The organism is Pseudomonas orientalis, from assembly GCF_001439815.1.
Classification (GTDB): domain Bacteria; phylum Pseudomonadota; class Gammaproteobacteria; order Pseudomonadales; family Pseudomonadaceae; genus Aquipseudomonas; species Aquipseudomonas orientalis.
Window position 1 is genome coordinate 251,768 of sequence record NZ_JYLM01000003.1, and the last position, 26,667, is coordinate 278,434.

Annotated in this window: 22 protein-coding genes; 7 read left to right on the forward strand and 15 right to left on the reverse strand. The window is 62.2% G+C overall.

All coding sequences use genetic code 11. The features are described from left to right. Positions 1-53: 53 nt before the first annotated feature. From cmk to mtnA, 7 genes are all read right to left on the reverse strand, one after another. A complete protein-coding gene (gene cmk, locus TU82_RS09295; RefSeq protein ID WP_012722932.1) occupies positions 54-743 on the reverse strand; it encodes a (d)CMP kinase in 690 nt (229 codons plus the stop codon). Then, entirely contained in the window at positions 740-2,950 is a 2,211-nt protein-coding gene (locus TU82_RS09300) for a bifunctional prephenate dehydrogenase/3-phosphoshikimate 1-carboxyvinyltransferase (RefSeq protein ID WP_057722915.1), read from the reverse strand. Before TU82_RS09300 ends, cmk begins: the two co-directional genes overlap by 4 nt. A 28-nt stretch (positions 2,951-2,978) precedes the next feature. After that, positions 2,979-4,091 (reverse strand): histidinol-phosphate transaminase, encoded by a 1,113-nt coding sequence (gene hisC, locus TU82_RS09305; protein WP_057722916.1) that lies wholly within the window; start codon positions 4,089-4,091, stop codon positions 2,979-2,981. 9 nt (positions 4,092-4,100) lie between these two features. Continuing rightward, complete coding sequence (gene pheA / locus TU82_RS09310) at positions 4,101-5,195, reverse strand: prephenate dehydratase (RefSeq protein WP_003172650.1); 1,095 nt, start codon at positions 5,193-5,195, stop codon at positions 4,101-4,103. Next, complete coding sequence (gene serC, locus TU82_RS09315) at positions 5,195-6,280, reverse strand: 3-phosphoserine/phosphohydroxythreonine transaminase (protein WP_057722917.1); 1,086 nt, start codon at positions 6,278-6,280, stop codon at positions 5,195-5,197. The genes pheA and serC overlap by 1 nt, the downstream gene beginning before the upstream one ends. 212 nt (positions 6,281-6,492) lie before the next feature. Next, a complete protein-coding gene (gyrA, locus tag TU82_RS09320; protein ID WP_057722918.1) occupies positions 6,493-9,147 on the reverse strand; it encodes a DNA gyrase subunit A in 2,655 nt (884 codons plus the stop codon). Positions 9,148-9,571: 424 nt separating this feature from the next. Then, positions 9,572-10,642 (reverse strand): S-methyl-5-thioribose-1-phosphate isomerase, encoded by a 1,071-nt coding sequence (mtnA, locus tag TU82_RS09325; protein WP_057722919.1) that lies wholly within the window; start codon positions 10,640-10,642, stop codon positions 9,572-9,574. A gap of 109 nt (positions 10,643-10,751) precedes the next feature. On the opposite strand from mtnA, the gene TU82_RS09330 reads away from it, so the two are divergent. The 4 genes from TU82_RS09330 to TU82_RS09345 all read left to right on the forward strand — a co-directional run bounded on the left by TU82_RS09330 (position 10,752) and on the right by TU82_RS09345 (position 14,384). Next, a complete protein-coding gene (locus tag TU82_RS09330) occupies positions 10,752-12,083 on the forward strand; it encodes a TRZ/ATZ family hydrolase (protein WP_057722920.1) in 1,332 nt (443 codons plus the stop codon). A 29-nt stretch (positions 12,084-12,112) separates the two neighbouring features. Further along, positions 12,113-12,811 carry a bifunctional 2-polyprenyl-6-hydroxyphenol methylase/3-demethylubiquinol 3-O-methyltransferase UbiG gene (gene ubiG / locus TU82_RS09335; RefSeq protein ID WP_057722921.1) on the forward strand — a complete coding sequence of 233 codons (699 nt, stop codon included), beginning with the start codon at positions 12,113-12,115 and terminating at the stop codon, positions 12,809-12,811. A 4-nt stretch (positions 12,812-12,815) separates the two neighbouring features. Then, positions 12,816-13,487, forward strand: coding sequence for an N-acetylmuramic acid 6-phosphate phosphatase MupP (gene mupP, locus TU82_RS09340; RefSeq protein WP_057722922.1), 672 nt, complete (start codon positions 12,816-12,818; stop codon positions 13,485-13,487). 156 nt (positions 13,488-13,643) lie between these two features. After that, the gene (locus tag TU82_RS09345) at positions 13,644-14,384 is read left to right on the forward strand and encodes a YciK family oxidoreductase (RefSeq protein WP_057722923.1); all 741 of its coding nucleotides are present in this window, start codon (positions 13,644-13,646) and stop codon (positions 14,382-14,384) included. A 132-nt stretch (positions 14,385-14,516) separates the two neighbouring features. On the opposite strand, the gene TU82_RS09350 is transcribed toward TU82_RS09345, so the two are convergent. Genes TU82_RS09350 through TU82_RS09375 form a run of 6 tightly spaced genes read right to left on the reverse strand, consistent with a single transcriptional unit; the run spans position 14,517 to position 20,674 of the window. Then, the gene (locus tag TU82_RS09350) at positions 14,517-16,031 is read right to left on the reverse strand and encodes an ABC transporter substrate-binding protein (RefSeq protein WP_057722924.1); all 1,515 of its coding nucleotides are present in this window, start codon (positions 16,029-16,031) and stop codon (positions 14,517-14,519) included. After that, positions 16,013-17,032, reverse strand: coding sequence for an ABC transporter ATP-binding protein (locus TU82_RS09355; RefSeq protein WP_057722925.1), 1,020 nt, complete (start codon positions 17,030-17,032; stop codon positions 16,013-16,015). The genes TU82_RS09350 and TU82_RS09355 overlap by 19 nt, the downstream gene beginning before the upstream one ends. After that, positions 17,029-17,985 carry an ABC transporter ATP-binding protein gene (locus tag TU82_RS09360; protein WP_057722926.1) on the reverse strand — a complete coding sequence of 319 codons (957 nt, stop codon included), beginning with the start codon at positions 17,983-17,985 and terminating at the stop codon, positions 17,029-17,031. The genes TU82_RS09355 and TU82_RS09360 overlap by 4 nt, the downstream gene beginning before the upstream one ends. Continuing rightward, entirely contained in the window at positions 17,982-18,839 is an 858-nt protein-coding gene (locus TU82_RS09365) for an ABC transporter permease (RefSeq protein ID WP_057722927.1), read from the reverse strand. The genes TU82_RS09360 and TU82_RS09365 overlap by 4 nt, the downstream gene beginning before the upstream one ends. After that, positions 18,836-19,783: an ABC transporter permease gene (locus TU82_RS09370; protein ID WP_057722928.1), complete on the reverse strand. Its 948-nt coding sequence runs from the start codon at positions 19,781-19,783 to the stop codon at positions 18,836-18,838. Before TU82_RS09370 ends, TU82_RS09365 begins: the two co-directional genes overlap by 4 nt. A 3-nt stretch (positions 19,784-19,786) precedes the next feature. Beyond that, positions 19,787-20,674 (reverse strand): proline iminopeptidase-family hydrolase, encoded by an 888-nt coding sequence (locus tag TU82_RS09375; protein ID WP_057722929.1) that lies wholly within the window; start codon positions 20,672-20,674, stop codon positions 19,787-19,789. 183 nt (positions 20,675-20,857) lie between these two features. Between TU82_RS09375 and TU82_RS09380 the strand changes: the two genes are divergently transcribed. Continuing rightward, a complete protein-coding gene (locus TU82_RS09380; RefSeq protein WP_057722930.1) occupies positions 20,858-21,622 on the forward strand; it encodes a LuxR family transcriptional regulator in 765 nt (254 codons plus the stop codon). Positions 21,623-21,714: 92 nt separating this feature from the next. After that, positions 21,715-22,647 carry a proline iminopeptidase-family hydrolase gene (locus tag TU82_RS09385; protein ID WP_057722931.1) on the forward strand — a complete coding sequence of 311 codons (933 nt, stop codon included), beginning with the start codon at positions 21,715-21,717 and terminating at the stop codon, positions 22,645-22,647. Between the two features lie 167 nt (positions 22,648-22,814). Here TU82_RS09385 and TU82_RS09390 read toward each other — a convergent pair whose 3' ends face one another. Beyond that, positions 22,815-24,317 (reverse strand): nucleobase:cation symporter-2 family protein, encoded by a 1,503-nt coding sequence (locus TU82_RS09390; RefSeq protein ID WP_057722932.1) that lies wholly within the window; start codon positions 24,315-24,317, stop codon positions 22,815-22,817. Between the two features lie 158 nt (positions 24,318-24,475). Here TU82_RS09390 and TU82_RS09395 point away from each other — a divergent pair, with 158 nt between their 5' ends. Next, positions 24,476-25,309 (forward strand): hypothetical protein, encoded by an 834-nt coding sequence (locus TU82_RS09395; RefSeq protein WP_057722933.1) that lies wholly within the window; start codon positions 24,476-24,478, stop codon positions 25,307-25,309. A 123-nt stretch (positions 25,310-25,432) separates the two neighbouring features. On the opposite strand, the gene punC is transcribed toward TU82_RS09395, so the two are convergent. Then, entirely contained in the window at positions 25,433-26,617 is a 1,185-nt protein-coding gene (gene punC / locus TU82_RS09400) for a purine nucleoside transporter PunC (RefSeq protein WP_057722934.1), read from the reverse strand. Between the last annotated feature and the right edge of the window lie 50 nt (positions 26,618-26,667).

The following is a 26,667-nucleotide window of genomic DNA, read 5'->3' on the forward strand; positions in this document are numbered from 1 at the left end:
TCAATTAGAAGAAGCACCACAGGACTATGACTGGTCCCCTGCGGCCTTCTTGGTCACCCGGCGATATCGCGAATGGCGATCTCGCTCATGATGCGTTCCAGCACCTGCTCGATGGACAACTCCGTGGAATCCAGCTGTATGGCGTCAGCCGCCGGCTTGAGCGGGGCTACCGCACGCTGGGTATCACGCTCATCGCGTGCACGGATCTCATCTAGCAGACTCGACAGACTAACACCATCGACTTTGCCCTTCAACTGCAAGTAACGGCGGCGCGCCCGCTCCTCGGCGCTGGCGGTCAGGAAAATCTTCAGCGGCGCCTCTGGAAACACTACCGTGCCCATGTCCCGGCCGTCGGCCACCAGGCCCGGCGGCTCCTGAAATGCGCGCTGGCGTTGCAGCAAAGCATCGCGCACCGCCGGCAGCGCGGCGACCTGGGAGGCCCAGGAGCCGACCTGCTCGTTACGCAGGTCATCGGTCACATCGTCGCCTTCGAGGATGATGCGCTGGGGATGACCTTCCGTCGCGCCGACGAACTGGACGTCAAGGTGCGCCGCCAGCAGCTTCAGGGATTCTTCGTTGGTCAGGTCGACGCCATGGTTACGCGCCGCAAACGCCAGCAAACGGTACAGCGCGCCGGAATCCAGCAGGCACCAGCCCAGGCGCTTGGCCAGGATGCCGGCAATCGTGCCTTTGCCCGAGCCGCTTGGCCCGTCGATGGTAATCACCGGTGCTTTGATATTCACAATTGAGCCTCTTGGGCAACACGGATGCCGACTTGGGCACACAGTGTAAGAAAGTTCGGAAAAGACGTAGCAACATTGGCACAGTCATGGATACGAATCGGCGCCGCAGCCCGCAGGGAAGCCACGCTGAAGGCCATGGCGATCCGGTGATCACCCTGGGCATGCACATCACCCCCGCCCATCCGGCCACCGTCAATGATAATCCCATCGGGCGTCGGTTCACACTTGACCCCCAATGTCAGCAGACCATCGGCCATCACCTGGATACGGTCGGATTCCTTCACGCGCAGCTCTTGAGCCCCGCGCAATACGGTGCGGCCTTCGGCACAGGCCGCCGCGACGAACAGCACCGGGAATTCATCGATGGCCAGCGGCACCAGGGCCTCGGGAATCTCGATGCCCTTCAACGCCGCCGCCCGCACGCGCAGGTCTGCCACGGGCTCGCCGCCGACTTCGCGTGGGTTTTGCAGAGTGATATCCGCGCCCATCAGCCGCAGGATGTCGATCACCCCGGTTCGTGTCGGGTTGACGCCAACGTGCTCGAGCAACAGCTCGGAACCCTCGGCAATCGAAGCCGCCACCAGGAAGAACGCCGCCGAGGAAATATCCCCCGGCACTTCTATATGGGTAGCCGTCAAAGCGTGGCCCGACGCCAGGGAAGCTGTCGCGCCCTCCACCGCCACCGGGTAGCCGAAGCCGCGCAACATGCGCTCGGTATGGTCGCGGGTTGGAGCAGGCTCGGTCACCGATGTCTTGCCTTCGGCGTAGAGCCCTGCCAGCAACAGGCTGGATTTGACCTGGGCGCTGGCCATCGGCATCGCGTAAGCCAGGCCTTTCAGCGACTGGCCACCGCGAATGGTCAGCGGCGGGCGCCCGTCCGGCCCGGTCTCGATCACCGCGCCCATGTCCCGCAGCGGCTTGGCCACGCGATTCATCGGGCGCTTGGACAAGGAGGCATCGCCGGTCAAGACGCTGTCGAAACGCTGCGCCGCCAGCAGGCCGGACAGCAGGCGCATGGAGGTGCCGGAGTTACCCAGGTAAATCGGCCCCGGCGCCGCCTTCAAGCCATGCAAACCCACGCCATGGATGGTCACGCGCCCATGGTGCGGGCCTTCGATCACCACGCCCATGTCGCGGAACGCCTGCAAGGTCGCCAAGGCGTCTTCGCCTTCAAGGAAACCTTCGACTTCGGTCACGCCGTCGGCCAACGAACCGAGCATGATCGACCGATGGGAGATCGACTTGTCGCCCGGCACCCGGATGCGCCCGCTCAAGCGGCCGCCCGGGTTGGCGAGGAAGGTCAGGTCATCGGCGTTCACAGCGGTTTCCATATAGGCCCGGCGTGCCAGGATCTTGCTGAAATGTTCACGCGCCACCCGCGCTCGGGTGAACACGCCCAATAATTGATGGCCATCTCCGGCATCGACCGCGTCGCGCAAGGCGTCGAGGTCGCTGCGAAAGGTGTCCAGGGTGCGCAACACCGCTTCGCGATTGGCGAGGAAGATGTCGTGCCACATCACCGGGTCGCTGCCGGCGATCCGCGTGAAATCGCGGAAGCCACCGGCGGCATAACGGAAAATCTCAAGGTTCTCGTTGCGCTTGGCCAACGAATCCACCAGGCCAAACGCCAGCAAATGCGGCAGGTGGCTGGTCGCTGCCAGCACTTCGTCGTGGCGCTCGACCTGCATGTGCTCGACATCCGCGCCCAGTTCACGCCACAGGCGATCCACCACCGCCAGCGCAGCCGGGTCGGTTTGCGCCAGCGGCGTGAGGATGACCTTGTGCCGACGGAACAGCTGCGCATTGGACGCCTCCACCCCGCTCTGCTCGGAACCGGCAATCGGATGGCCCGGCACGAAACGCGCCGGCATGCCGCCAAAGGCCTGTTGCGCCGCACGCACCACATTGCCCTTGGCGCTGCCGACGTCCGTGAGGATCGCCTGGCCCAGATCCATGCCGGCCAGTACGGCGAGCAATTTCTCCATGGCCAGGATCGGCACGGCAAGCTGGATCACGTCGGCGCCCTGGCACGCGAGCGCCAGGTCCGCTTCACAGCGGTCCACCACGCCCAGCTCAACCGCCAGCGCGCGCGAGCGCGGGTCCAGGTCCACGCCGACCACTTCGCCGCACAGCCCGCTTTCGCGCAGGCCTTTGGCGAAGGAGCCGCCGATCAACCCCAGGCCGACCACCACCAGGCGACCGATCATAGGCACAGCAGGTTGCAATGCAGTGACATCAACCACGAGCCAGAACCTTGGCCAGCGCCTCCAGGAAGCGGCTGTTTTCACCCGGCAGGCCGATGGTGATGCGCAGGTGATTCGGCATGCCGTAGTTGGCCACAGGGCGCACGATCACGCCTTCGCGCAGCAGCCCTTGGAATACCGGGGCGGCCACCTGGCCCAGGTCGACGCAAATGAAGTTGCCCTTGGACGGAATCCAGCCCAGGCCCAACTCACGGAAGCCTTCCTGCAACTGCAGCATGCCGCTTTCGTTGATGCGGCGGCCTTCTTCCAGGTACTCGGCATCCTTCACCGCCGCACAGGCCGCCACGAGGGCGAGGCTGTTGACGTTGAAGGGTTGGCGTACGCGGTTCAGCACATCGGCGACGATGGCGGTAGACAGGCCGTAGCCGACCCGCAGCGACGCCAGGCCGTAAGCCTTGGAAAAGGTGCGCGAGACCAGCAGGTTCGGGTAAGCCGCCAGGAAATCCAGGCCGTCCGGCAGGTCGCTGCCTTCGGCGTACTCGATGTAGGCTTCGTCCAGCACCACCAGCACGTGCTCCGGCACGTCCTGCAGGAAGTCGTCCAGCGCCTGCGCGTCGAACCAGGTACCGGTCGGGTTGTTCGGGTTGGCGATGAACACTACGCGGGTCTGTGCGTCGATGGCCGCCAGCATCGCCGGCAGGTCGTGGCCCCATTCCTTCGCGGGAATGACCCGTGCATCGGCACCGACGGCCTGGGTCACGATCGGATAGACCGCAAACGCGTGCTCGCTGAACACCGCGTTCAAGCCCGGCGCCAGGTAGGCACGGCCGACCAGCTCAAGGATGTCGTTGGAACCGTTGCCCAGGGTCACCTGGTTCAGCTCGACCCGGCACTTTTGCGCCAACAGCGACTTGAGGGCAAAACCGTTGCCATCGGGGTAGCGCGTCAGCTCGGCCAGCTCTGCATGAATCGCCGCCAATACTTTAGGGCTCGGGCCCAGCGGGTTCTCGTTACTCGCCAGCTTGATGATCTTCGTCGGGTCCAGATTCAGCTCACGCGCCAGCTCGTCCACGGGCTTGCCCGGAACGTAAGGCGACAGTTGTTGCACGCCCGGCTGCGCCAGGGCGAGAAAGTTGCCACTCATGTTAAAGCCTCACAAAACCGCTTTCGGGTAAGAGCCCAGCACCTTGAGTGCCACGGCTTCCTGACTGATTTTCTCGAGCACGCCCTTGACCAGCGGGTCGCGGTGATGGCCGATGAAGTCGATAAAGAACACGTAGGTCCATTTACCGCTGCGCGAAGGACGGGTCTCGATGCGCGTCAGGTCAATCCCGTTGTCGTGGAACGGCACCAGCAGCTCATGCAGCGCGCCGGGCTTGTTGCTCATGGAGACGATGATCGAGGTTTTGTCGTCGCCGGTCGGCGGCACTTCCTGGCTGCCGATCATCAAAAAGCGCGTGGAGTTGTCCGGGCGGTCCTCGATTTTCTCGGCCAGGCGCGTCAGGCCATACAGGCCCGCCGCCATGTCACCGGCGATCGCCGCCGAGTTCCACTCACCCTTGACCCGCTTGGCCGCCTCGGCGTTGCTGGACACCGCCACGCGCTCGACATTCGGGTAATGCGCGTCCAGCCACTTACGGCACTGGGCCAGTGATTGCGCGTGGGAGTAGATGCGGCTGATGCTGTCGGTCTTGGTGTTCTCGCCCACCAGCAGGTGGTGGTGGATACGCAGCTCGACTTCGCCGCAGATCACCATGTCGTGTTCCAGGAAGCTGTCCAGCGTGTGGTTGACCGCGCCTTCGGTGGAGTTTTCCACCGGCACCACGCCAAAATTCACCGCGCCGGCCGCCACTTCACGGAAGACTTCGTCGATCGCCGCCATCGGCTTGCTGATCACCGCATGGCCGAAGTGCTTCATGGCCGCCGCCTGGGTGAAGGTGCCTTCAGGGCCGAGGTACGCCACTTTCAGCGGCTGCTCCAGGGCCAGGCACGAGGACATGATTTCGCGGAACAACCGCGCCATCTCTTCGTTGCCCAGCGGGCCCTTGTTGCGCTCCATCACGCGTTTGAGCACCTGGGCTTCGCGCTCGGGCCGGTAGAACACCGGCACTTCGCCTTCAGCCAGGGACGCCATCTTTACCCGTGCCACTTCCTGGGCACAGCGTGCGCGCTCGCTGATCAGCTCGAGGACCTTCTCATCCAGACTGTCGATGCGTACCCGCAGGGCCTTGAGTTCTTGCTCAGACATTAGCCGTGTTCCTTTTCGAACTCCGCCATGTAGGCAACCAGCGCGTTGATCGCGTGGATGTCGACAGCGTTATAGATGGAGGCGCGCATGCCACCGACCGAACGGTGACCCTTGAGGTTCAACAGGCCACGCTCGTCGGCACCGGCCAGGAACGGCTTGTCCAGGCGGTCGTCAGCCAGGCGGAATGGCACGTTCATCCATGAGCGGTTGGCGAGGTTGATCGGGTTGCTGTACAGGCCGCTGGCGTCGATGAAGTCGTACAGGGTGCGCTTTTTCACTTCGTTGAGCTCGCCCATGGCCGCCACGCCGCCCTGCTCCTTGAGCCATTCGAACACCAGGCCGGACAGGTACCAGGCGAACGCCGGCGGGGTGTTGTACATCGAGCCGTTATCGGCCGCGACCTTGTAGTTGAGCATGGTCGGGCACAGCGAGCGCGCACGGCCGAGCAGGTCTTCGCGGATGATGTTGACCAGGATGCCGCTCGGGCCGATGTTTTTCTGCGCGCCGGCGTAGATCATGCCGTACCGGGACACATCGATCGGGCGCGAGAGGATGTCCGAGGACATGTCGCACACCAGCGGGACGTCGCCCACTTGCGGCACCCAGTCGAATTGCAGGCCGCCGATGGTTTCATTGGCGACGTAGTGCACGTAGGCCGCATCCTTGGACAGTTTCCATTCGTTCTGACCAGGAATGGCGAAGTAGTCATAAGGCTTGGCGGTGCCTGCCACATTGACATGACCGTAGCGGGAGGCTTCTTCAATGGCCTTCTGACCCCAGATACCGGTGTCGATATAGTCAGCCGTGCCGCCTTCGGGCAGCAGGTTCAGCGGGATCTGGGCGAACTGCTGGCTCGCGCCGCCCTGCAGGAACAGCACTTTGTAGTGGGAGGGGATGTCCAGCAAGTCGCGCAGGTCCTGCTCGGCCTTGGTGGCAATGGACACGAACTCATCGCTGCGATGGCTCATTTCCATCACGGAGAGGCCTTTTCCATGCCAGTCGAGGAGTTCAGCCTGCGCGCGCTGCAGGACTGCTTCAGGAAGCGCCGCGGGACCGGCACAGAAGTTATAGGCTCTCTTGCTCACATCCAATCTCTCTGATCTGGTGGGACTGAAATCAAACACTGCAGGGGCGAGCTTGCTCGCGAAAAACTCAAGAGCGCAAGGGCTTGTCAGGCTGCCAGCGTTATCGTTGGCGATTTTCGCGAGCAAGCTCGCTCCTACAGGGGGCGGCGTTGTTTTTTTCAAAGGGACAAACAACAAGGGGGCGAATCTTCATCCGCCCCCTGTGTGTCCGCTTATTCCTGCGGTTCTTCTTCGTCTGCGGCTGCATCGAGGGTTGGCTCGTCGACGTTGTCATCGCCGGTTGCGATCACCTCGCCGTCGAACTCCTCACCTTCGAGCTCTTCGCCTTCGACTTCCGATGGCTCCTGCACACGCTCCAGACCAACCAACTTCTCGTCCTTGGCCAGTTTGATCAGGGTCACGCCCTGGGTATTACGGCCCAGGCTCGATACTTCGGCGACACGGGTACGTACCAGGGTGCCCTGGTCGGAAATCAGCATGATTTCCTCGCCGTCGAGCACCTGGACCGCGCCGACCAGACGGCCGTTGCGGTCGTTGCTGACCATGGCGATCACGCCCTGGCCGCCACGCTTGTACTCCGGGAACTCGCTGATGGCGGTGCGCTTGCCGTAGCCACGCTCGGAAGCGGTAAGGATCTGGCTGCCTTCTTCCGGGATCAGCATCGAAATCAGCTTCTGCCCTTCCGGCAGGCGCATGCCGCGCACACCGCGGGCGGTACGGCCCATGGCGCGAACGTCGGATTCCTTGAAGCGCGTGACCTTGCCGCCGTCGGAGAACAGCATGACTTCACGCTCGCCATCGGTGATCGCGGCGGAGATCAGCACGTCGCCTTCATCCAGCTCCAGGGCGATCAGGCCCACGCTGCGTTGACGGCTGAAGGATTCCAGCGGGGTCTTCTTCACGGTGCCCTTGGCGGTGGCCATGAAGATGAAGTGACCTTCGGTGTATTCCTCGACCGGCAACATGGTGGTGATGTATTCATCACTGTCCAGCGGCAGCAGGTTGACCAGTGGGCGACCACGGGCGGCGCGGGACGCTTCCGGAATTTCGTAGGTTTTGAGCCAGTACACCTTGCCCTTGCTGGAGAACAGCAGCAACGTGGTGTGGCTGTTGGCGACCAGCAGGTGAGCGATGTAGTCCTCGTCCTTCACGCCTGTAGCCGATTTACCTTTACCACCACGGCGCTGGGCCTGGTACGCCGCCAGCGGCTGGGTCTTGGCATAGCCACCGTGGGAAATGGTCACCACGCGCTCTTCTTCCGGGATCATGTCACCCAGGGTCAGGTCGAGGCGCGCATCAAGGATTTCGGTGCGGCGCACGTCGCCGTATTCGGCGCGGATCACTTCCAGTTCTTCGCGGATCACTTCCATCAGGCGCACGGCGCTGTTGAGGATGCGGATCAGCTCGCCGATCTGGTTGAGGATCTCCTGGTACTCGGCCAGCAGCTTCTCGTGCTCCAGGCCGGTGAGGCGGTGCAGGCGCAGTTCCAGGATGGCCTGAGCCTGTTCCGGCGACAGGAAATACTTGCCGTCACGCAGGCCGTATTGCGGGTCCAGGGTCTCGGGGCGGCAGGAGTCGGCGCCGGCGCGTTCAACCATCGCCACGACGGCGCTGGATTCCCACGGCATCTTGATCAGGGCTTCTTTAGCTTCCGACGGCGTCGGCGAAGCCTTGATCAGGGCGATCACCGGGTCGATGTTCGACAGCGCAACCGCCTGGCCTTCCAAGATGTGGCCGCGCTCGCGGGCCTTGCGCAGTTCGAACACGGTACGGCGGGTGACCACTTCGCGGCGGTGACGCACGAAGGCTTCGAGCAGATCCTTGAGGTTCAGGATGCGTGGGCGGCCGTCGATCAGGGCAACCACGTTGATACCAAACACGCTTTGCAGCTGGGTCTGGGCGTAGAGGTTGTTGAGGATCACCTCGGGCACTTCGCCACGACGCAGCTCGATCACCACGCGCATACCGTCTTTGTCGGACTCGTCGCGCAGTTCGGTGATGCCTTCGAGTTTCTTCTCTTTAACCAGCTCGGCGATCTTCTCGATCAGACGCGCCTTGTTCAGCTGGTACGGAAGCTCGGTGATGACGATCTGCTGGCGGCCACCGACCTTGTCGATGTCTTCGATGATCGAGCGGGCGCGCATGTAGATGCGGCCGCGACCGGTGCGGTAGGCTTCGATGATGCCGGCACGGCCGTTGATGATCGCGGCGGTCGGAAAGTCCGGGCCGGGAATGTATTGCATCAGCTCGTCGACGGTCAGCTCTGGGTTGTCGATGAGGGCCAGGCAACCGTCGATGACTTCACCGAGGTTGTGCGGCGGGATGTTGGTCGCCATGCCCACGGCGATACCGCTGGAACCGTTGACCAGCAGGTTGGGAATACGGGTGGGCATGACGGCCGGGATCATTTCGGTGCCGTCGTAGTTCGGCACCCAGTCCACGGTTTCTTTGTGCAGGTCGGCCAGCAACTCGTGCGCCAGCTTGGTCATGCGCACTTCGGTGTATCGCATGGCCGCGGCGTTGTCGCCGTCGACCGAACCGAAGTTGCCCTGGCCGTCTACCAGCAGGTAACGCAGGGAAAACGGCTGGGCCATCCGAACGATGGTGTCGTACACCGCAGTGTCGCCGTGAGGGTGATACTTACCGATCACGTCACCGACAACACGGGCAGATTTCTTGTACGGCTTGTTCCAGTCATTACCCAGCTCGCTCATCGCGAACAGCACACGCCGGTGCACGGGCTTCAAGCCGTCGCGCGCATCAGGCAGTGCCCGACCGACAATGACGCTCATCGCGTAGTCGAGGTAGGACTGTTTCAGCTCGTCTTCGATATTGACCGGGAGGATTTCTTTGGCCAGTTCGCCCATGAGAAGCCTGATTCCTTTTTCGGGTGAAACCTCGTCACATCCATTCGGGACGAACGAAGCTCGCCGTTGCCGGCAGAGTGCCTGACAACGACTTACGACAAATCAACGAGTTATGACACGGATCTGCACGTTATCGGCCACCCCTCGGGGCGGCCCTAGAAACCGCCGGATGTTATCACAATCGCCGCCACGCACCTATCCCCCTGATGCGCATGGAGGCTAGTAATTTGATGAATGACAGGCTTGAGGGGGACGAGAGGGGCTCTGAGGTGGGGTGGTGCTGTTTTTTGAGGGTGGATCCGGGCCTTTTATTGACTTTGAGGGCCAATCGGGGGCAAGCCCCCTCCCACATTTTGACGGTGTTCACAATTCAAGTGTGGGAGGGGGCTTGCCCCTGATAGCCATTGCACAGACACAACTACCCTCAATGCAGCCGCTTACGGCACATCAACCTCGCCAGCTTGGCGGTATCCGGCCGCTCCACCACGCCTTTTTCCGTCACGATCACATCAATCAGATCGGCCGGCGTGACGTCGAATGCCGGGTTGAAGGCCTGCACCTCCAACCGCTGGCCGTTCACCTCCAGCAACTCACCGGCATCACGCTCTTCCAGGCTTACATCATCGCCGGTAGCCATCATCAGATCCAGGGTCGAGCTCGGCGCCACCACCATGAAGCGTACGCCGTGATGCATCGCGCAAACGGCCAGCTGATAGGTACCGATCGTGCTGATCACATCGCCATTGGCCGCGATGCAGTCCGCACCGACCACCACCCAGGTGACGCCTTTGGTCTTGAGGATATGCGCCCCGGCGGAGTCGGCATTTACCGTGACCGGAATACCGGCGCCGGCCAGCTCCCAGGCGGTCAGTCGCGAGCCTTGCAGCCACGGACGGGTTTCATTGGCATAGACCTGCTCGACCAGGCCTTCCAGGAACGCCGCGCGGATCACCCCAAGAGCCGTGCCGACACCGCCGGTGGCCAACGCGCCAGCGTTGCCATGGGTCAGGATCGCCTGGGCATTGCCCTGATGCTTGCGAATGCGCTCAAGGCCCAATTGGGCCATGACCACATTGGCTTCGCGATCGCTCTCATGAATCGCGATGGCTTCGGCTTCCAGCACCGCCAACGGGTCGGCGTGTTGCTTGAGACGGTCGAGGCGGTCGCGCATGCACTTCAACGCCCAGAACAGGTTGGATGCGGTGGGACGGGTATCGGCCAGCAATGCGTAGTCTTCTTCCCATGCCGCCTGCCAGTCGCCGCCCTCAGCAAGGCGCTCGCGCGCAGCCAGCACCAGGCCGTAGGCCGCACTGATCCCGATGGCCGACGCGCCGCGCACCACCCTCGCGCGAATGGCGGCGGCCACCTCGACGACGGTCGAGCATGCCAGCCAGCTTTCCCGGGCCGGCAGCGCGCGCTGATCGAGCAGGTGCAGCACGCCATCACGCCATTCGATGGCCTTCACCTTCTCCGCCGCCAACAGTCGGTCGCGCATCCCTTACCCCGTACTCATGAACAAAAGCCGCCGATTATAGCGATCCGCCAGCCGGGGCGCTCGGGTATACTTCGCCCTTCTTTTATAGCTGCCCAGGAAGAAGCCTGCGATGACGCCCACTGCCGCTCCGCTCGACTTATTACTGCTGCCGACCTGGCTGGTACCCGTCGAACCCGCTGGCGTCGTGCTCAAGGAGCATGGCCTGGGTATCCGCGACGGCTGCATCGTATTTATCGGGCCGCGGGCGGCGGCATTGAAGCTTGAGGCGAGCGAAGTGCGCGAACTGCCGGGCATGCTGCTCAGCCCGGGCCTGATCAACGCCCACGGGCATGCGGCGATGAGCCTGTTTCGCGGCCTGGCCGATGACCTGCCGTTGATGACCTGGCTGGAAAAACACATCTGGCCCGCCGAGGCCAAGTGGGTCGATGAAGCCTTCGTGCGCGACGGCACTCAACTGGCCATCGCCGAGCAGCTCAAGGGCGGCATCACCTGCTTCTCCGATATGTATTTCTACCCCAAGGTCGCCAGCGATTGCGTGCACAACAGCGGCATGCGCGCGCAGATCGCCATTCCGATCCTCGACTTCCCGATCCCGGGCGCCAGCAACGCCGACGAGGCGATTCGCCAGGGCATCGAGCTGTTCGGCGACCTCAAGCATCATCCACGCATCAAGATCACGTTCGGCCCCCATGCGCCCTATACCGTCAACGATGGCAACCTGGAAAAGATCCGGATCATCGCCGAAGAGCTGGACGCCGCGATCCATATGCACGTGCACGAAACCGCCTTCGAAGTGCAGCAGGCCGTGGAACAGACCGGCGAGCGGCCACTGGCCCGCCTGGCTCGCCTTGGCCTGCTGGGCCCGCGCTTCCAGGCCGTTCATATGACCCAAATCAGCGAGGAGGACCTGGCTTTGCTGGTAGAAAGCAACACCAGCGTGATCCATTGCCCGGAATCGAACCTGAAACTGGCCAGCGGCTTCTGCCCGGTTGAACGCCTGTGGCAGGCTGGCGTCAATGTGGCTATAGGCACTGACGGCGCCGCCAGCAACAACGACCTCGACCTGTTGGGCGAAACCCGCACCGCCGCCATGCTGGCCAAGGCCGTCGCCGGGTCGGCCACCGCGCTGGACGCCCATCGCGCGTTGCGCATGGCAACCCTCAATGGCGCGCGGGCCATGGGTCTGGACAGCCAGATCGGCTCGCTGGAAGTCGGCAAGGCTGCGGATATCGTCGCCTTCGATCTGTCGGGGCTGGCGCAGCAACCGATCTACGATCCGGTCTCGCAGCTTATCTATGCCACCGGTCGCGATTGCGTGAAACACCTTTGGGTCGCCGGCAAGCAGTTGCTCGACGACCGACGATTGACCCGCATGGATGAAGCACAGTTGACCACCACGGCCATTGCCTGGGGCCAACGCATCAGCGGGCACAGCGAATAAACCGATTTATCAGATTCAGAGGATTCACCATGAGCAACGTCGACCACGCCGAAATCGCCAAATTCGAAGCCCTGGCCCACCGCTGGTGGGACCGTGAGAGCGAGTTCAAGCCGCTGCACGACATCAACCCGCTGCGCGTCAACTGGATTGACGAACGCGTCAACCTGGCCGGCAAAAAGGTGCTGGACGTGGGTTGCGGCGGTGGCATCCTCAGTGAAGCCATGGCCCTGCGCGGTGCTACCGTGATGGGCATCGACATGGGCGAGGCACCGCTGGCCGTGGCCCAGTTGCATCAGCTGGAGTCCGGGGTGAGCGTGGAGTACCGCCAGATCACCGCCGAAGCCCTGGCCGAGGAAATGCCCGAGCAGTTCGACGTGGTCACGTGCCTTGAAATGCTTGAACACGTGCCGGACCCGTCTTCGGTGATCCGCGCCTGCTTCCGCATGGTCAAGCCAGGCGGCCAGGTGTTTTTCTCCACCATCAACCGCAACCCCAAGGCTTATCTGTTCGCGATCATCGGCGCCGAATACATCATGAAGCTGCTGCCGCGCGGCACCCATGACTTCAAGAAGTTCATCCGCCCGTCCGAACTGGGCGCGTGGAGCCGCCAGGCCGGGCTGACCGTCAAGGACATCATCGGCCTGACCTACAACCCGCTGACCAAGCACTACAAGCTGGTCAACGACGTCGACGTCAACTACATGATCCAGACCCTGCGCGAGGAGTAAGCCTGTGAAGTTGCGAGCGGTTCTCTTCGACATGGACGGTACCCTGCTGGATACCGCGCCGGACTTTATCGCCATCTGCCAGGCCATGCGCGCCGACCGTGGCCTGCCGCCGATCAACGACCAGCATATCCGCGATGAAATCTCCGGCGGCGCGAAGGCGATGGTCGCCGTGACCTTCTCGATGGACCCGGAGTCGCCAGGTTTCGAAGCGCTGCGCCAGGAATTCCTCGAGCGTTATCTCAAGGATTGCGCGGTGCACAGCAAACTGTTCGACGGCATGGCCGAGCTGCTGGAAGACATCGAGAAAGCCAGGTTGATCTGGGGCGTGGTCACCAACAAGCCGCTGCGCTTTGCCGAGCCGATCATGCAGCGACTGGGCCTGGCCGAACGCTCGGCCGTGCTGATCTGCCCGGACCACGTGAAGAACAGCAAGCCGGACCCGGAACCGATGATCCTGGCGTGCAAGATGCTCGACCTGGACCCGGCCAGCGTGTTGTTCGTCGGTGATGATCTGCGTGATATCGAATCCGGTCGCGATGCCGGTACGCGCACGGCGGCGGTCACCTACGGCTATATCCATCCGGACGACAACCCGCGTCACTGGGGTGCGGACGTGGTGGTGGATCACCCGCTGGAACTGCGCAAGGTGCTGGATAACGCGCTGTGCAGTTGCTGATGGCTTGCCGATCTTACTGACCGATGAAAATCCAATGTGGGAGGGGGCTTGCTCCCGCAGTGTGTCAGTCACTGCATTTTGTGACTGATCCACCGCTATCGGGAGCAAGCCCCCTCCCACAGTTGATCTTCGGCGTTTTCGAATTTGAGGTTATTTATGTTTGATTACTCTGCCCCTCCAGAACTGCTCAAAGGCCGGGTCATCCTGGTCACCGGCGCCGGTCGTGGAATCGGCGCGGCGGCGGCGAAAACCTACGCCGCCCACGGTGCCACCGTGCTGCTGCTGGGCAAGACCGAAGCCAACCTGGCACAGGTGTATGATGAAATCGAAGCCGCCGGCCAGCCGCAGCCCGTGGTGATCCCGTTCAACCTGGAGACCGCCCTGCCCCATCAATACGATGAGCTGGCGGCGATGATCGAAAAGGCGTTCGGCCACCTCGACGGCCTGCTGCACAACGCCTCGATCATCGGCCCGCGCACGCCCATCGAACAATTGTCCGGCGAGAACTTCATGCGAGTGATGCACGTCAACGTCAACGCGATGTTCATGCTGACCAGCACCCTGCTGCCGCTGCTCAAGCTGTCCCAGGATGCGTCGGTGGTGTTCACCTCCAGCAGCGTCGGGCGCAAGGGTCGAGCGTATTGGGGCGCTTACGGTGTGTCGAAGTTTGCCACTGAAGGCTTGATGCAAACCCTGGCCGACGAGCTCGAAGACGTCGCCGCCGTGCGCGCCAACAGCATCAACCCGGGCGGTACGCGCACCAGCATGCGGGCCCAGGCGTACCCGGGTGAAAACCCGATGGAACGGCCGGCGCCGGAAGACATCATGCCGGTGTACCTGTACCTGATGGGGCCGGACAGTGCGGGCATCAATGGGCAGGCATTTGATGCGCAATAACCCCTGACACAACCTAAATCAAAATGTGGGAGGAGGCTTGCCCCCGATTGCGGTGGATCAGCCCATGAATCTGTTGGCTGACACTCCGCTATCGGGGGCAAGCCCCCTCCCACATTGGTATTGCAGCGCTTGTCAGTTTTTTACCACTTCCTCGAGCGTGAAGCGGCCCAACGGGTTCTGCAGGAAGTTGCTCACATTCTTGCGTGAGATGTTGATGTACGGGCTGTAGTACAGGTCAATCCAGTTCACGTCCTGTTTCGCCAGTTTCTGCAACTCCACATACATCTGCTCACGCTTGGCCGGGTCGGCCTCGATGCGCGCCTGCGCCACCAGGGCCTTGACCTTGTCATTCTTGTAACGGGTCATGTAGTTCTGGTTGGTGTCGTGGCCCAGCACGAAGGTGGTCTTCTGGTCCGGGTCGAGGATGTCGTTGGTCCAGTACATCACCGAAATATCGTACTCACCGTCCACCAGCATCTGCCAGCTCTGGGTCGGGTCGACCTTTTGCAGGTTGGCGGTGACGCCGACTTTGGCCAGTTGGTCCTTGATGATCACCGCAATCTGCTCGTCGGCCTCGTTGCCGGCGTTGACCACGTAATTGAGCTTGAGGTCCTTGGCGCCTGCATCGGCCAGCAGCTTTTTCGCCGCAGTCGGGTCATACGGGCGTTGCAGGTTATTGGCGTAGTGGTAAAGCGAGCCTTTCGGGATGTAGGAATAAGCCACGGTGCCTTGACCGTAAGTGGCGGTCTTCACCAGCGATTGTTTGTCGATGGCCATGTCCAGCGCTTCACGCACCTCTGGCTTGGCCAGCAGGCCGTGCGCGTGGTTGATCAGCAGGTGGTCTTCGCGGGTGGACGGGTCGGCATGGATCACCACGTTCGGGTCTTTCTTCAGCTCTTCAACGCGGGAGAAAGGTACGAAGATCGCCGTGTCCAGTTCGTTGTTCTGCACCATGCGCATGCGTGTGTTGTCGTCTGTGACCGACACCCACTCCACACCGTCCAGGCTGACGTTGCCGGCCTGCCAGAAGTTCGGGTTCTTCTTCAGGATCACGCGGTCGCCCTTGCGCCATTCGTCCACGGTGAAGGCGCCGGAGGTCACCGGGTTTTCCGAGTAGGCGTCTTCGCCCATTGTCGTCATGGCTTTTTCCGACAGGATCGACACCGTTGGCGACGCCAATTGCGAGAGAAACGCCACCGCCGGGGTTTTCAGGGTGACCACCAGCGTTTTCCCATCGCTGGCCTTGGCGGTATCGATCAGGCTGAACGGGTCACTCCACAGCGAGGCCTTGTTATCGCGGATGCGCAACAGGCTGAACGCCGCGTCGCTGGCGGTGATCGGCGAGCCGTCGGAGAACTTCGCGTCGCGCAACGTGAAGGTGTAGGTCAGGCCGTCCTTGGAAATCTCCCAGCTTTGCGCCAGGCCCGGTTCCATTTTGGTGCCCAGATTATCCACCCGCACCAGGGTGTCGTAGACGTTGGCAAATACCCAGGTATCGCGGTTCTGCGCGCTTTTGATCGGGTCAAAGGTGGTGCTGTCTTCACGGCAACCGATGGTCAGCACGCCGGCAGCCTGGGCCAGGCCGGCAGTGAGGGACCAGGCGGTCAGCGTGGCGGCGGCGAGCAATTTCAGGTGGCGCGATTGCATGTCATAACTCCTTGTTCATGATGGGCAGGAAGGGGCAAAGGGTGTTCAAGCACGCAACTGTACCGGTGCTCGTGCAGTGAATGGGTGGGCGGCAACACCACGGAACACATGGCCTGGGCGTAGCGGCAACGCGGGTGAAACGCGCAACCTGCGGGCAAATTCAACGGGCTTGGTGGCTCGCCGGGCAGCGGCTGCGCGGGTAACGGAGAATGGGGATCAATCTGCGGAATCGCCTCGATCAACGCCGCCGTATAGGGATGGCGCGGCGCAGTGAACACCGCTTCCACCGGCCCCTCCTCGACGATCCTGCCCAGGTACATCACCGCCACGCGGTCGCACAGGCGCCGCACGATGGCCAGGTCATGAGCGATAAACAGGATCGCCAGGTTCATGCGCTGTTGCAGTTCCAGCAGCAGATTGATGATCTGGCCCTGGATCGACACATCCAGCGCCGCCACGCATTCGTCGGCGATGATCAGGCGCGGCTCCACCGCCAGCGCCCGGGCGATCCCCACGCGCTGGCATTGGCCGCCACTGAGGGAGCCGGGTTTGCGCGAGGCCAGTTCAGGGCGCAGGCCAACCAGTTCGAGCAGTTCATCGACACGGGCGCGGACAGTTTCCGGCGCCACCTTGCGCTGCACCCGCAACACTTCGGCCAGGGTCTCGCCGACGGTGTGACGCGGATTCAGGGCGGCGTAGGGGTCCTGAAAGATCATCGCGGTTTCCTGGCGCAACCGCGCAATATCGATAGCGCTGCCCTGGGCCATGTCGACGCCGTCGAACAGCACTTGCCCGGCGCTGATCGGATTCAGATGCAAGATAGCCCGGCCCAGCGTGCTTTTACCGCTGCCGGACTCGCCCACCAGCCCGAGGGTTGCACCGGCGGCCAGATTCAGCGACACCCCGTTCACCGCCCTCACCGACTGCTTGTTCAACCCGAACAGGCCACTGCCGGACGCGGCAAAGCGCACCTCCAGGTCCTTGATCTGCAACAGGCTCATGGGCGTCCTCCCAAGGGATAGTGACAGGCAACCCGTGCGCCTTGCGGCAACAGCTCGGTACACAGGGCACCGACCTGCGGGCAGCGGGGGTTGAAGCGGCACCCGTCAGGCAATGCGTCGAGCAGCGGCGGCTGGCCAGGGATGGTGCGCAGCAACGCATGGCCGCTGCTGTGGGCCGGCTGGCAATCGATCAGGCCGGCGGTGTACGGATGCCGTGGCTGGGCCAGCAGTTCGTATTTGCTGCCGTGCTCGCACAGGCGCCCGGCGTACATCACCGCGATGGAGTCGCAGCTTTGCGCCACCACGCCCAGGTCATGGGTGATCATGATGATCGACAGGCCGCGCTTGTCGCGAAGCTCGAGCAACAGCCGCAGGATTTGCGCCTGCACCGTCACATCCAGGGCGGTGGTGGGTTCGTCGGCGATCAGCACCTTCGGGTTGCAGCCCAGGGCCACCGCAATCATCGCGCGCTGGCGCATGCCGCCGGAAAATTCATGGGGATAGTTGTCGACACGGGCTTGCGGGTCGGGAATCCCCACTTGGCGCAGCACATCGATGGCCTGCAGGCGCGCATCTTTTTTCGAGACGCCCTGATGCAGGCGGATGCCCTCGGCGATCTGCTCGCCAATGCGCATCAACGGATCCAGGTGACTGCTGGGGTTCTGGAAGATCATGCCCAACTGCCCGCCACGGACGGCGCGCATGCCGGCGTCATCCAGGCGCAACAGATCCTGGCCCGCCAGATGTACCGTGCCGCCGTGCACCCGCAGGTTGGGCGACGGCAACAGGCGCATCAGGCCGCGACACGCCAGGGTCTTGCCCGAACCGCTTTCACCGACCAACCCCAGGATCTCGCCTTCGGCCAGGTCGAAGGACACGCGGTCGACCAGGGTCAACTCGCGCCCGGCATTATTGGCGATCACGCTGAGGTCGCGCACTTGCAACAGGCTCATGAACGATCCCCCAGAACGTGCGCCACACCATCGGCCAGTAGACTGAAACCCATGGCCAGGGTCACGATGGCCAGCCCTGGAAAGGTGCAAATCCACCAGGCGGTGGTGATAAACGCCTGGCCCTCGGCGACCATCGTGCCCCATTCGGCGGTCGGTGGTTGCACGCCCAGGCCCAGGTAGCTCACCGCAGCACCGTTGAGCAGCACCAGCACCGCGTCGGACATGGAAAACACAATCGAGCCAAACAGCGCATTGGGCAGCAAATGCCGGAACAGAATGCGCCCATGGCCAAAACCCAGGCTCCTGGCGGCCAGGGCAAAGTCGCTCTCCTTGAGTACCAGGATCTGCGAGCGGATCAACCGCGCATACGAGACCCAGCCCACCAGCGCCATCGCAATGTAAAAGCTCTGCAGCCCAGGCCCGAGAATGGCCATGATCGCCAGCATCAATACCAGGAACGGGAACGCCAGGACCACATCGATCACGCGCATGCACACACTGTCCAGGCGCCCGCCGATATAACCGGAAACCGCGCCGATGAAGGTGCCGATCAAGAAGGGGAAGATCACCCCGACAATCGCCAGCTGCAGGTCGATGCGCGCGCCCCAGATCACCCGCGAAAGCACGTCGCGGCCGTAGTTATCGGTGCCGAACAGGTGCGCAGAACCGGGCGCCAGCAGACTCATATCGGTATTCTGCGCAATCGGGTCATAGGGCGCGATCCACGGCGCGAACAGCGCCAGGATCAACCACGTGAGCAGTATCAACAGGCCCCACGCGGCGGTCAGCCGACCGTTGCGAAAACCCAGGCGCAGACGCAGACGCCAGGGCGCTATCAATGGGCGGCTGCTCATTGCATCTTCACCCGTGGGTCGAGGGCCACCGTGACCACGTCGGCGATGAAGTTGACCACCACCGTCGCACAGGCCAGCACCATCGCCACGCCCTGTACCACCATGTAGTCGCGGGTAAAAATACCGCGCACCAGCAACTGGCCGATGCCGGGAATGGCGAACAGGCTTTCGATGACCACTGTGCCGCTGATCAACCAGCCGATGTTCACGGCCAGCAGGTTGACCGCCGGCACCAGGGAGTTGGGCACGACGTGACGGCGGAACACGGCGGCTTCCGACAGCCCGCGCGCCCGTGCCGCGGTGACATGATCGGCCTGCAGTTCCACCAGCATGCTCGCGCGCAAATTGCGCACCAGCACCGCCGACAGCGCCAGGGCAATGGTCAGGCACGGCAGCACCATATGGTGGGCCTTGTCCAGCCAGGTGCGACCATAACCGGACACCGGGAACAGGCCCCACCGCACACTCAGCAACAGGATCAGCATCAGGCCCAGCCAGAACGCCGGCATGCCCAGGCCGACCGTGGTGAATACGCGGATCAGGTTGTCCGGCCAGCCGCCTTTATTGCGCGCCGCCAGGGTCGCCAGCGGTACCGCGATCAACAGCGCCAGCAGCACACTGCCGAGCACCAGCACCAGGGTCGGTTCGATACGCGTGACGATCAGCTTCAGCGCATCCACCTTGTACAGCAGCGATTGGCCGAGGTCGCCCTTGAGCAAGTTCTTCAGGAAGTAGACATATTGCAGCCACAACGGCTCATCGAGGCCGTACTGGGCGCGGATTTTCAGCAGCGCGTCCGGCGTGCTGCGCGAACCCAGCAGCGCACGCGCCGGATCGCCCGGGATCGAGCGCACCAGCACGAAAGTGATCAGGCTGATGCCCAGCAGCACCGGCAACAATTGCAGGGGCCGGGACAGGACGAAGCGGTAACGCGCCAGGTTCATGCGTCAGCCTCGGTGGCGGGCGAGAAAGTCCAGCAGCACCGGGAAATACGCCTGGGGTTCTTCGTAGAACGGCATATGGCTGCTGTTGGGAAATACGTGCAGTTCGGCGTGCGGGGCCGCCATTTTCATGCGCATGGCACAGGCCGGGGTGAGTTCGTCGTGCTGGCCGGTGGTGATCAAGATCGGCATCTTGAACGTGGCCATTTCAGGAATGCGGTTCCAGTCCTTGAGATTGCCGATATACAGGAATTCGTTGGGGCCTTGCATGGTTTCGTAGGGCCCCATGTTCCAATCGCCGAGGGAGCGTTTGACCGGCTCCGGCCAGTCATCCAGCCGGCAGACGTGGCGATAGTTGAGCAAGGTAATGGCAGCTTGATACTGCGGGTGGTCGAGGGTACCCATGGCTTCATGACGCTGCATCATGGCCACGGTTTCACTGCCCAGGGCGCCGCGCAAGCGCTCAAGCTCCTGGGACAGGTGGGGAATATCGCCCACCGTGTTTTCCAGGATCAGGCTTTTCAGCGCATCGGGGTAATGGATGGCGTACTCGATGCCCAGCCAACCGCCCCAGGAATGCCCGAGCAGATGCACAGGGCCCAGGCCCAGTGCCTGGCGCACGGTCTCGACTTCTTCGACATAACGGCGGATTTCCCACAGGGAAACGTCGTTCGGTCTGGCTGATGCGCCCGTGCCAAGCTGGTCGAATGCAACCACTCGCAGGTTATGCGCTTTGAGCCAGCCATGGGCGTCGCGCAAATAGTCACACGGCAGCCCCGGGCCGCCGTTGAGGCACAGCAGCACCTCATCGCCTTCGCCAAAGCTGTAGACCACGAGATTATGGCCGTCGACTTGCACGTTGTACCGCTGGTCGGGGGCAATTTCACGCCACATGCATACATTCCTTGTGTTGTATCGGCCTGGCAGGTAGTGGCCGTTTATCACGTCAACACTACCGAGGATGCCGCGCGTCCATAACCTAGCGTTTCTTATAGGTTTGGCCTGGCAGTCCTTCGCCGGGGCGTGGCATTCTACTTGCAGCAAGTCGAGATTCAAATGAATTCGGGAGCAGAACGGATGCTGGCCAAGCTAACTGCCTTCAATAATCGTCTGATGCCGGGCAGGAGCCTGGACGAGCAGATGGACAATACGTTCATGCTGGCCCAACAACTGGGCTTCGATGCGCTGGTGTACGACTACACGCCGGTGCCCATCGACCTCAATGGCGCGCTGATCACGCCGTCGGTGCTGCAACTGCGCAACACGCCGACCGACTGGCACGCCTTGTGGTGCAGCGAAGGGTTCTACCAGATCGACCCGGTGCAGCACTTGGCCTTGCGCAGCGTGTCGCCGTTTGTCTGGTCGTATGAGCCAAAGGCCGAGACTGCACTGCAAACGATCATCGACCCCTGCCATGCCCCCGTTTCGTCCTATCTGCATGAACAACAGTTGACCTGCGGCGTCAGCGTGCCGATCCACCTGCCCCGTGGCGGCTTCGCCTCTTTGACCGGGCTGCGCACCGGTAAGGCGAGCACGGTATTGAAAGAGGCGCAGCACACCTTGTCGGACTTCAGCGTGATCAGCCACGCGTTGCAGGAGGCGGCTTATCCCTTGTTCAACAAAGCGTTGCGCACCTATCCGCATATCCATCTGACCAAACGCGAGCGCGAGTGCCTGAAATGGGCGGCCGAGGGCTTGACTGCGGCCGAAATCGCCACGCAATTGACCCGTTCATTGGCGGTAGTGACCCTGCACCTGGCGTCGGCCATGCACAAATTGGGCGCCAAGAATCGCGTGCAGGCGGTGGTGCGCGCCACGCACTACCGGTTACTGGACGATTGATCCTTACGCAAAACCTAGCTGTTTTGCTAGTTACCTAAACGTCGCGTGCAGACTATCGTAGCCCTGATCCTTTTTTCAGAGCAGGGTACGAAATGGAATTCATCGATAAAGTCCGCGAAGGCTACGCCCCCTTCGGCACCTATCAGACGTGGTATCGCGTCACCGGTGAGCTGGCCACAGGCCGCACACCGCTGGTGATCATCCATGGCGGCCCCGGCTGCACTCACGATTACGTCGACGCATTCAAGGATGTGGCCGCCAGCGGCCACGCGGTGATTCACTACGACCAGTTGGGCAACGGTCGTTCAACGCACCTGCCGGAAAAACCGGCTTCGTTCTGGACCGTCGAGCTGTTCCTCAATGAGTTGAACAACCTGCTCGACCACCTGCAAATCAGCGACAACTACGCGATCCTCGGCCAATCCTGGGGCGGCATGCTCGGCAGCGAACATGCGATTTTGCAGCCCAAGGGCCTGCGCGCCTTTATCCCGGCCAACTCACCGACGTGCATGCGCACTTGGGTCAGCGAGGCCAATCGGCTGCGCAAGCTGTTGCCCGAAGGTGTGCATGAAACATTGCTCAGGCATGAAGCCGCCGGTACCTACCAGGACCCGGAATACCAGGCCGCCTCGCGGGTTTTCTACGACCAGCACGTGTGCCGGGTCAACCCGTGGCCGGAAGAAGTCGCGCGCACCTTCGCCCAGGTCGACGCCGACCCGACCGTGTACCACGCCATGAGCGGCCCGACGGAATTTCATGTGATCGGCAGCTTGAAGGACTGGAACGTGATCGGTCGCCTGCCTGCGATCAACGTGCCGACCCTGGTGATCTCCGGTCGGCACGACGAGGCCACGCCGCTGGTGGTCAAGCCGTTCCTGGACGAAATCCCGGACGTGCGCTGGGCGCTGTTCGAAGACTCCAGCCACATGCCCCACGTGGAAGAACGCCAGGCGTGCATGGGCACCGTGGTGAAGTTTCTGGATGAGGTGTGCTCAATGCCGCACAAAGCCCTCAAGGCCGGCTGAATTCCAATGTGGGAGGGGGCTTGCCTTAAGGCTTTTTGTAGGAGCGAGCTTGCTCGCGAAAAACGGCAACGATAACGCGTGCTTCCTGAATGAACGCGGTGCCTGTGAGTTTTTCGCGAGCAAGCTCGCTCCTACAGACTGGCATCAGGCCTTGCCCCCTCCCACATTCAGACCTCAGTGGTTTCAGGTTTGGCGGTTTTCTTCAAGGTATCCGCCACCAGTGGAATTTCCTTGCCCTCGGCATCGAACAGCTTCCCGCCCCGGTAGTAATCGCCATCGCGCAGCGCCGCCACGTCGCGAAAGCACAAACTGCGCTCAGTCCCCGCCACGAATACCGATTGCTGGTCCGAGTTACCGGCGGTGAAGTGGTTGAACGTCAGGTTGAGCAAGATCGCCATGATCGCCGACGAGCTGATGCCCGAATGGAAAATGGTCGCGAACCAGCTGGGGAATTGATCGTAGAAGCTGGGCGCGGCGATGGGAATCATGCCGAAACCGATACTCGTGGCGACGATGATCAGGTTCATGTTGTTGCGGTAATCCACCTTGGACAAGGTGCGAATACCGCTGGCGGCCACTGTGCCGAACAGCACAATGCCGGCACCGCCAAGCACCGAGGTGGGCACGGCGGCAATCACCCGGCCCATGAATGGCAGCAGGCCAAGCACCACCAGGAACACCCCGCCGGTTGCCACCACGAACCGGCTCTTCACCCCGGTGACCGCCACCAGGCCGACGTTCTGGGCGAATGCGCTTTGCGTGAATGAACCGAAAATCGGCGCGAACAGGCTCGACAACATATCGGCGCGCAGGCCGTTGCCGAGGCGTTTGGAGTCGACTTTGGTGTCGATGATCTCGCCCACCGCCAGAATGTCCGCCGAGGTTTCCACCAGCGTCACCATCACCACGATGCACATGGAAATGATCGCCGCCACATGAAAAGTCGGCATGCCGAAATGGAACGGCGTGGGAAAGCCGAACATGGGCCCCTGGGTCACGCCGGAGAAGTCGGCCATGCCCAGGAACACCGCGATCACCGTGCCGATCACCATCGCCAGCAGAATCGACAGGCGCGAGATGGCGGCGCTGCCGATTTTGCTCAGCAGCAACACCAGCACCAGCGTCAGTGCCGCCAGGCCGATATTCGACATGCTGCCGAAATCCGCCGCGCGGCTGTTGCCGCCCATGGCCCAGCGCGCCGCCACGGGCATCAGGGTCAGGCCGATGGTGGTAATCACAATACCGGTCACCAGCGGCGGGAAAAACTGGGTGATGCGCGAGAATACCGGGGTGATCAACAAACCAATGAACGACGCGGCCATCACCGCGCCGAGAATCGCCGGCACGCCCCCTGCCCCGTCACTGCCAACGATCGCCACCATGGTCGCCACGCCGGCGAACGACACGCCTTGCACCAGCGGCAACTGGCACCCGAAGAACGGCAGGCCAAGGGTTTGCAGCAACGTGGCCAGGCCGCCGGCAAACAACGACGCGGCGATCAACAGGCCGATATCCGCTGGCGACAGCCCGGCCGCCTGGCCGACGATCAACGGTACCGCAACGATGCCGCCATACATGGTGAGCACATGCTGCAGGCCGTAAGCCATGTTGGCGGCGACGCCCAGATTTTCATCTTCGGGCCGCGGCGGTGACGCCTTCGAGATAGTCATGGTGAGGGGATCTCTGTTTTTGTTGTGCGCTCACTGTATGCAATGTTGAGACTGTATGTCCATAGAGTTGTATACAATCATCCGGACAAGATACCCTTTCGCGGCGTTACAAAAACAATCCGGCCGTCATGAGCCAGAACGCCAAAGGACCCACCAGAATGAAAAAGGCATTGCAGGGCGCAACCGTCGCATTGACCCTCCTCGGCGGCGGGGAGGCTGTCGCAGTGGAATGGATGAACAACAGCCTGGGGTTTCGCTACGGCCAACACTTCACCAACCCGAACAACCCTGACGACTTCAGCAAGCGCATCTATAGCTTCACCCACGCCAGCGGCTACGGGTACGGCAGCAATTTCCTGAATCTCGATGTGTTCCTGTCCGACAGCAAAGACCCACGCAAGGGCACCGACCACGGTGGCAGCGAGGTGTACGCGGTTTACCGTCATCAGCTCTACGTCTCACGGGTATTCGATGTGCCGCAGGGTTCCGGGTTGATCAAGGATTACGCGCTGACGCTGGGCTTCGATGCCAACCGCAATAACAACTTCGCTTCCGCCAAGAAGCGCGCATTGGTGATCGGCCCGACCTTGAAATTCAATACCGTCGGTGTGCTGGACCTGAGCCTGATGTACTACAAGGAAAAGAACCACACCGGCATTCCGGGCGCGAAGGAATCGAACCACACCTTCGACGCCACTTACATGCTCAACCTGACCTGGATGCGCCCGTTCGAGATCGCCAACCACGCGGCGAAATTCCAGGGTTTTATCAATTACGTTGGAGAGAAAGGCGAGGACTATCATGGCCGCGATACCGCGTCGGAAGCGCTGATGCGTACCGCGTTGATGGTGGCGGTGCGGCCGGGCAAAAGCGTCAAGCCGAACCTGTACCTCGGTGTGGGCTATGAATACTGGCATAACAAGTTTGGCGTGGACGGCGGCCGGGGTAGCCGCACGTCGACGCCGACGTTGAACATGGAAGTATCGTTCTAACTGAAGAAACTCAATACAAATGTGGGAGGGGGCTTGCCCCCGATTGCGGTGGGTCAGCTGGATATTTGGCACTGACATACCGCCATCGGGGGCGAGCCCCCTCCCACATTTCTGACCGCATTATCACTTCAGATCAGTTGCCAGCTCCGAGCACTCCGCCTTCGGCCGCGCCAGCCAGTAACCCAACACCGCCAACGGCGCGGTCGCCAGCATCACAATCACTGTGATCAACAGCGGCCGCTCGATCATCGACGACACCAGCAGGCTGGCGAGAAAGCACAAGCCCAACTGCAGGGTATTTTGCAGCGCCGCCGCCTTGCCGGAATTTTCCGAAAACGGCATCAGTGCATTCGCCACCACGATCGGGTAGCTGGCACCGTTGCACAGCGCCATCAGGCAGAACGGAATCAGCAAAGTGGTGAGGGTCGGCACTGTCAGGGTTGCAACCAGGTACAACGCCACCATGCTCAGGCAATAGAAGGCGAGCAGCCACGGCAGCAAGGTTTTGCCCGGCAAGCGCTGCAAGGCGCTGCGGCAACTGTAGCCGCCGACGAGAAAGGCCAGGGTCGGCACAACGTAGCTGAGGCCGATGTCACTCGGGCTGTAGCCCATGCCGCCGAGGATGAATGGCGAAGCGGTCAGCCAGGCAAAGAAGCTGGCGGAGCAGGCGGCAAATATCATGACGTTGCCGGTAAATACCCGTGACGTGAGCAGCTGCGCATAGCCCAGGCGCACGGGTTGCTCCGTCTGACGCTTCGGCGGGCTGCGCAGGAACACCGTCGGCAGCAGCAGGAGCAGCGACACCCCCAGCAACACACCGAAAATCGCCTGCCAGCCAAAGTGATTCAATACCATCGCGCCCAACAAGGGTGCCAACGCCGGCGACAGCGACATCAGCGGCATAATGCTGGCGAAGACGCGATGAGCCTTGTGCGCCGGATAGCGGTCAATCACCAGCGCCTGCCAACTCACGGCCGCAGAGCACACGCCGATCGCCTGCATAAAGCGCAATGCCCAGAGCTGCGGCGCAGTCTGCACCCAGAACATGCCCAGGCAACCCAGTACAAACAGGCTCAACCCCATGAGCAGGACCGGCTTGCGTCCGAGCCGGTCGGACAATGGCCCCCACAGCAGCTGCCCTAGCGCAAAACCGGCGAGGAAAATGCTCAAGCTGGCGCCCACGGCCCCGGCGCCAATCTGTAATTGCTCGCCCATGGCGCCAAACGCCGGCAAGTACATGTCCATGGCGAGATAACCGAGCATGCTCAGCCCCGCCAGATACCAAGTGAAACCAAAAGAATTTTTCATTGAAGCCTTGTAGATCCTGCCATCAAACTATTTGCTGACTGGCGCCCATT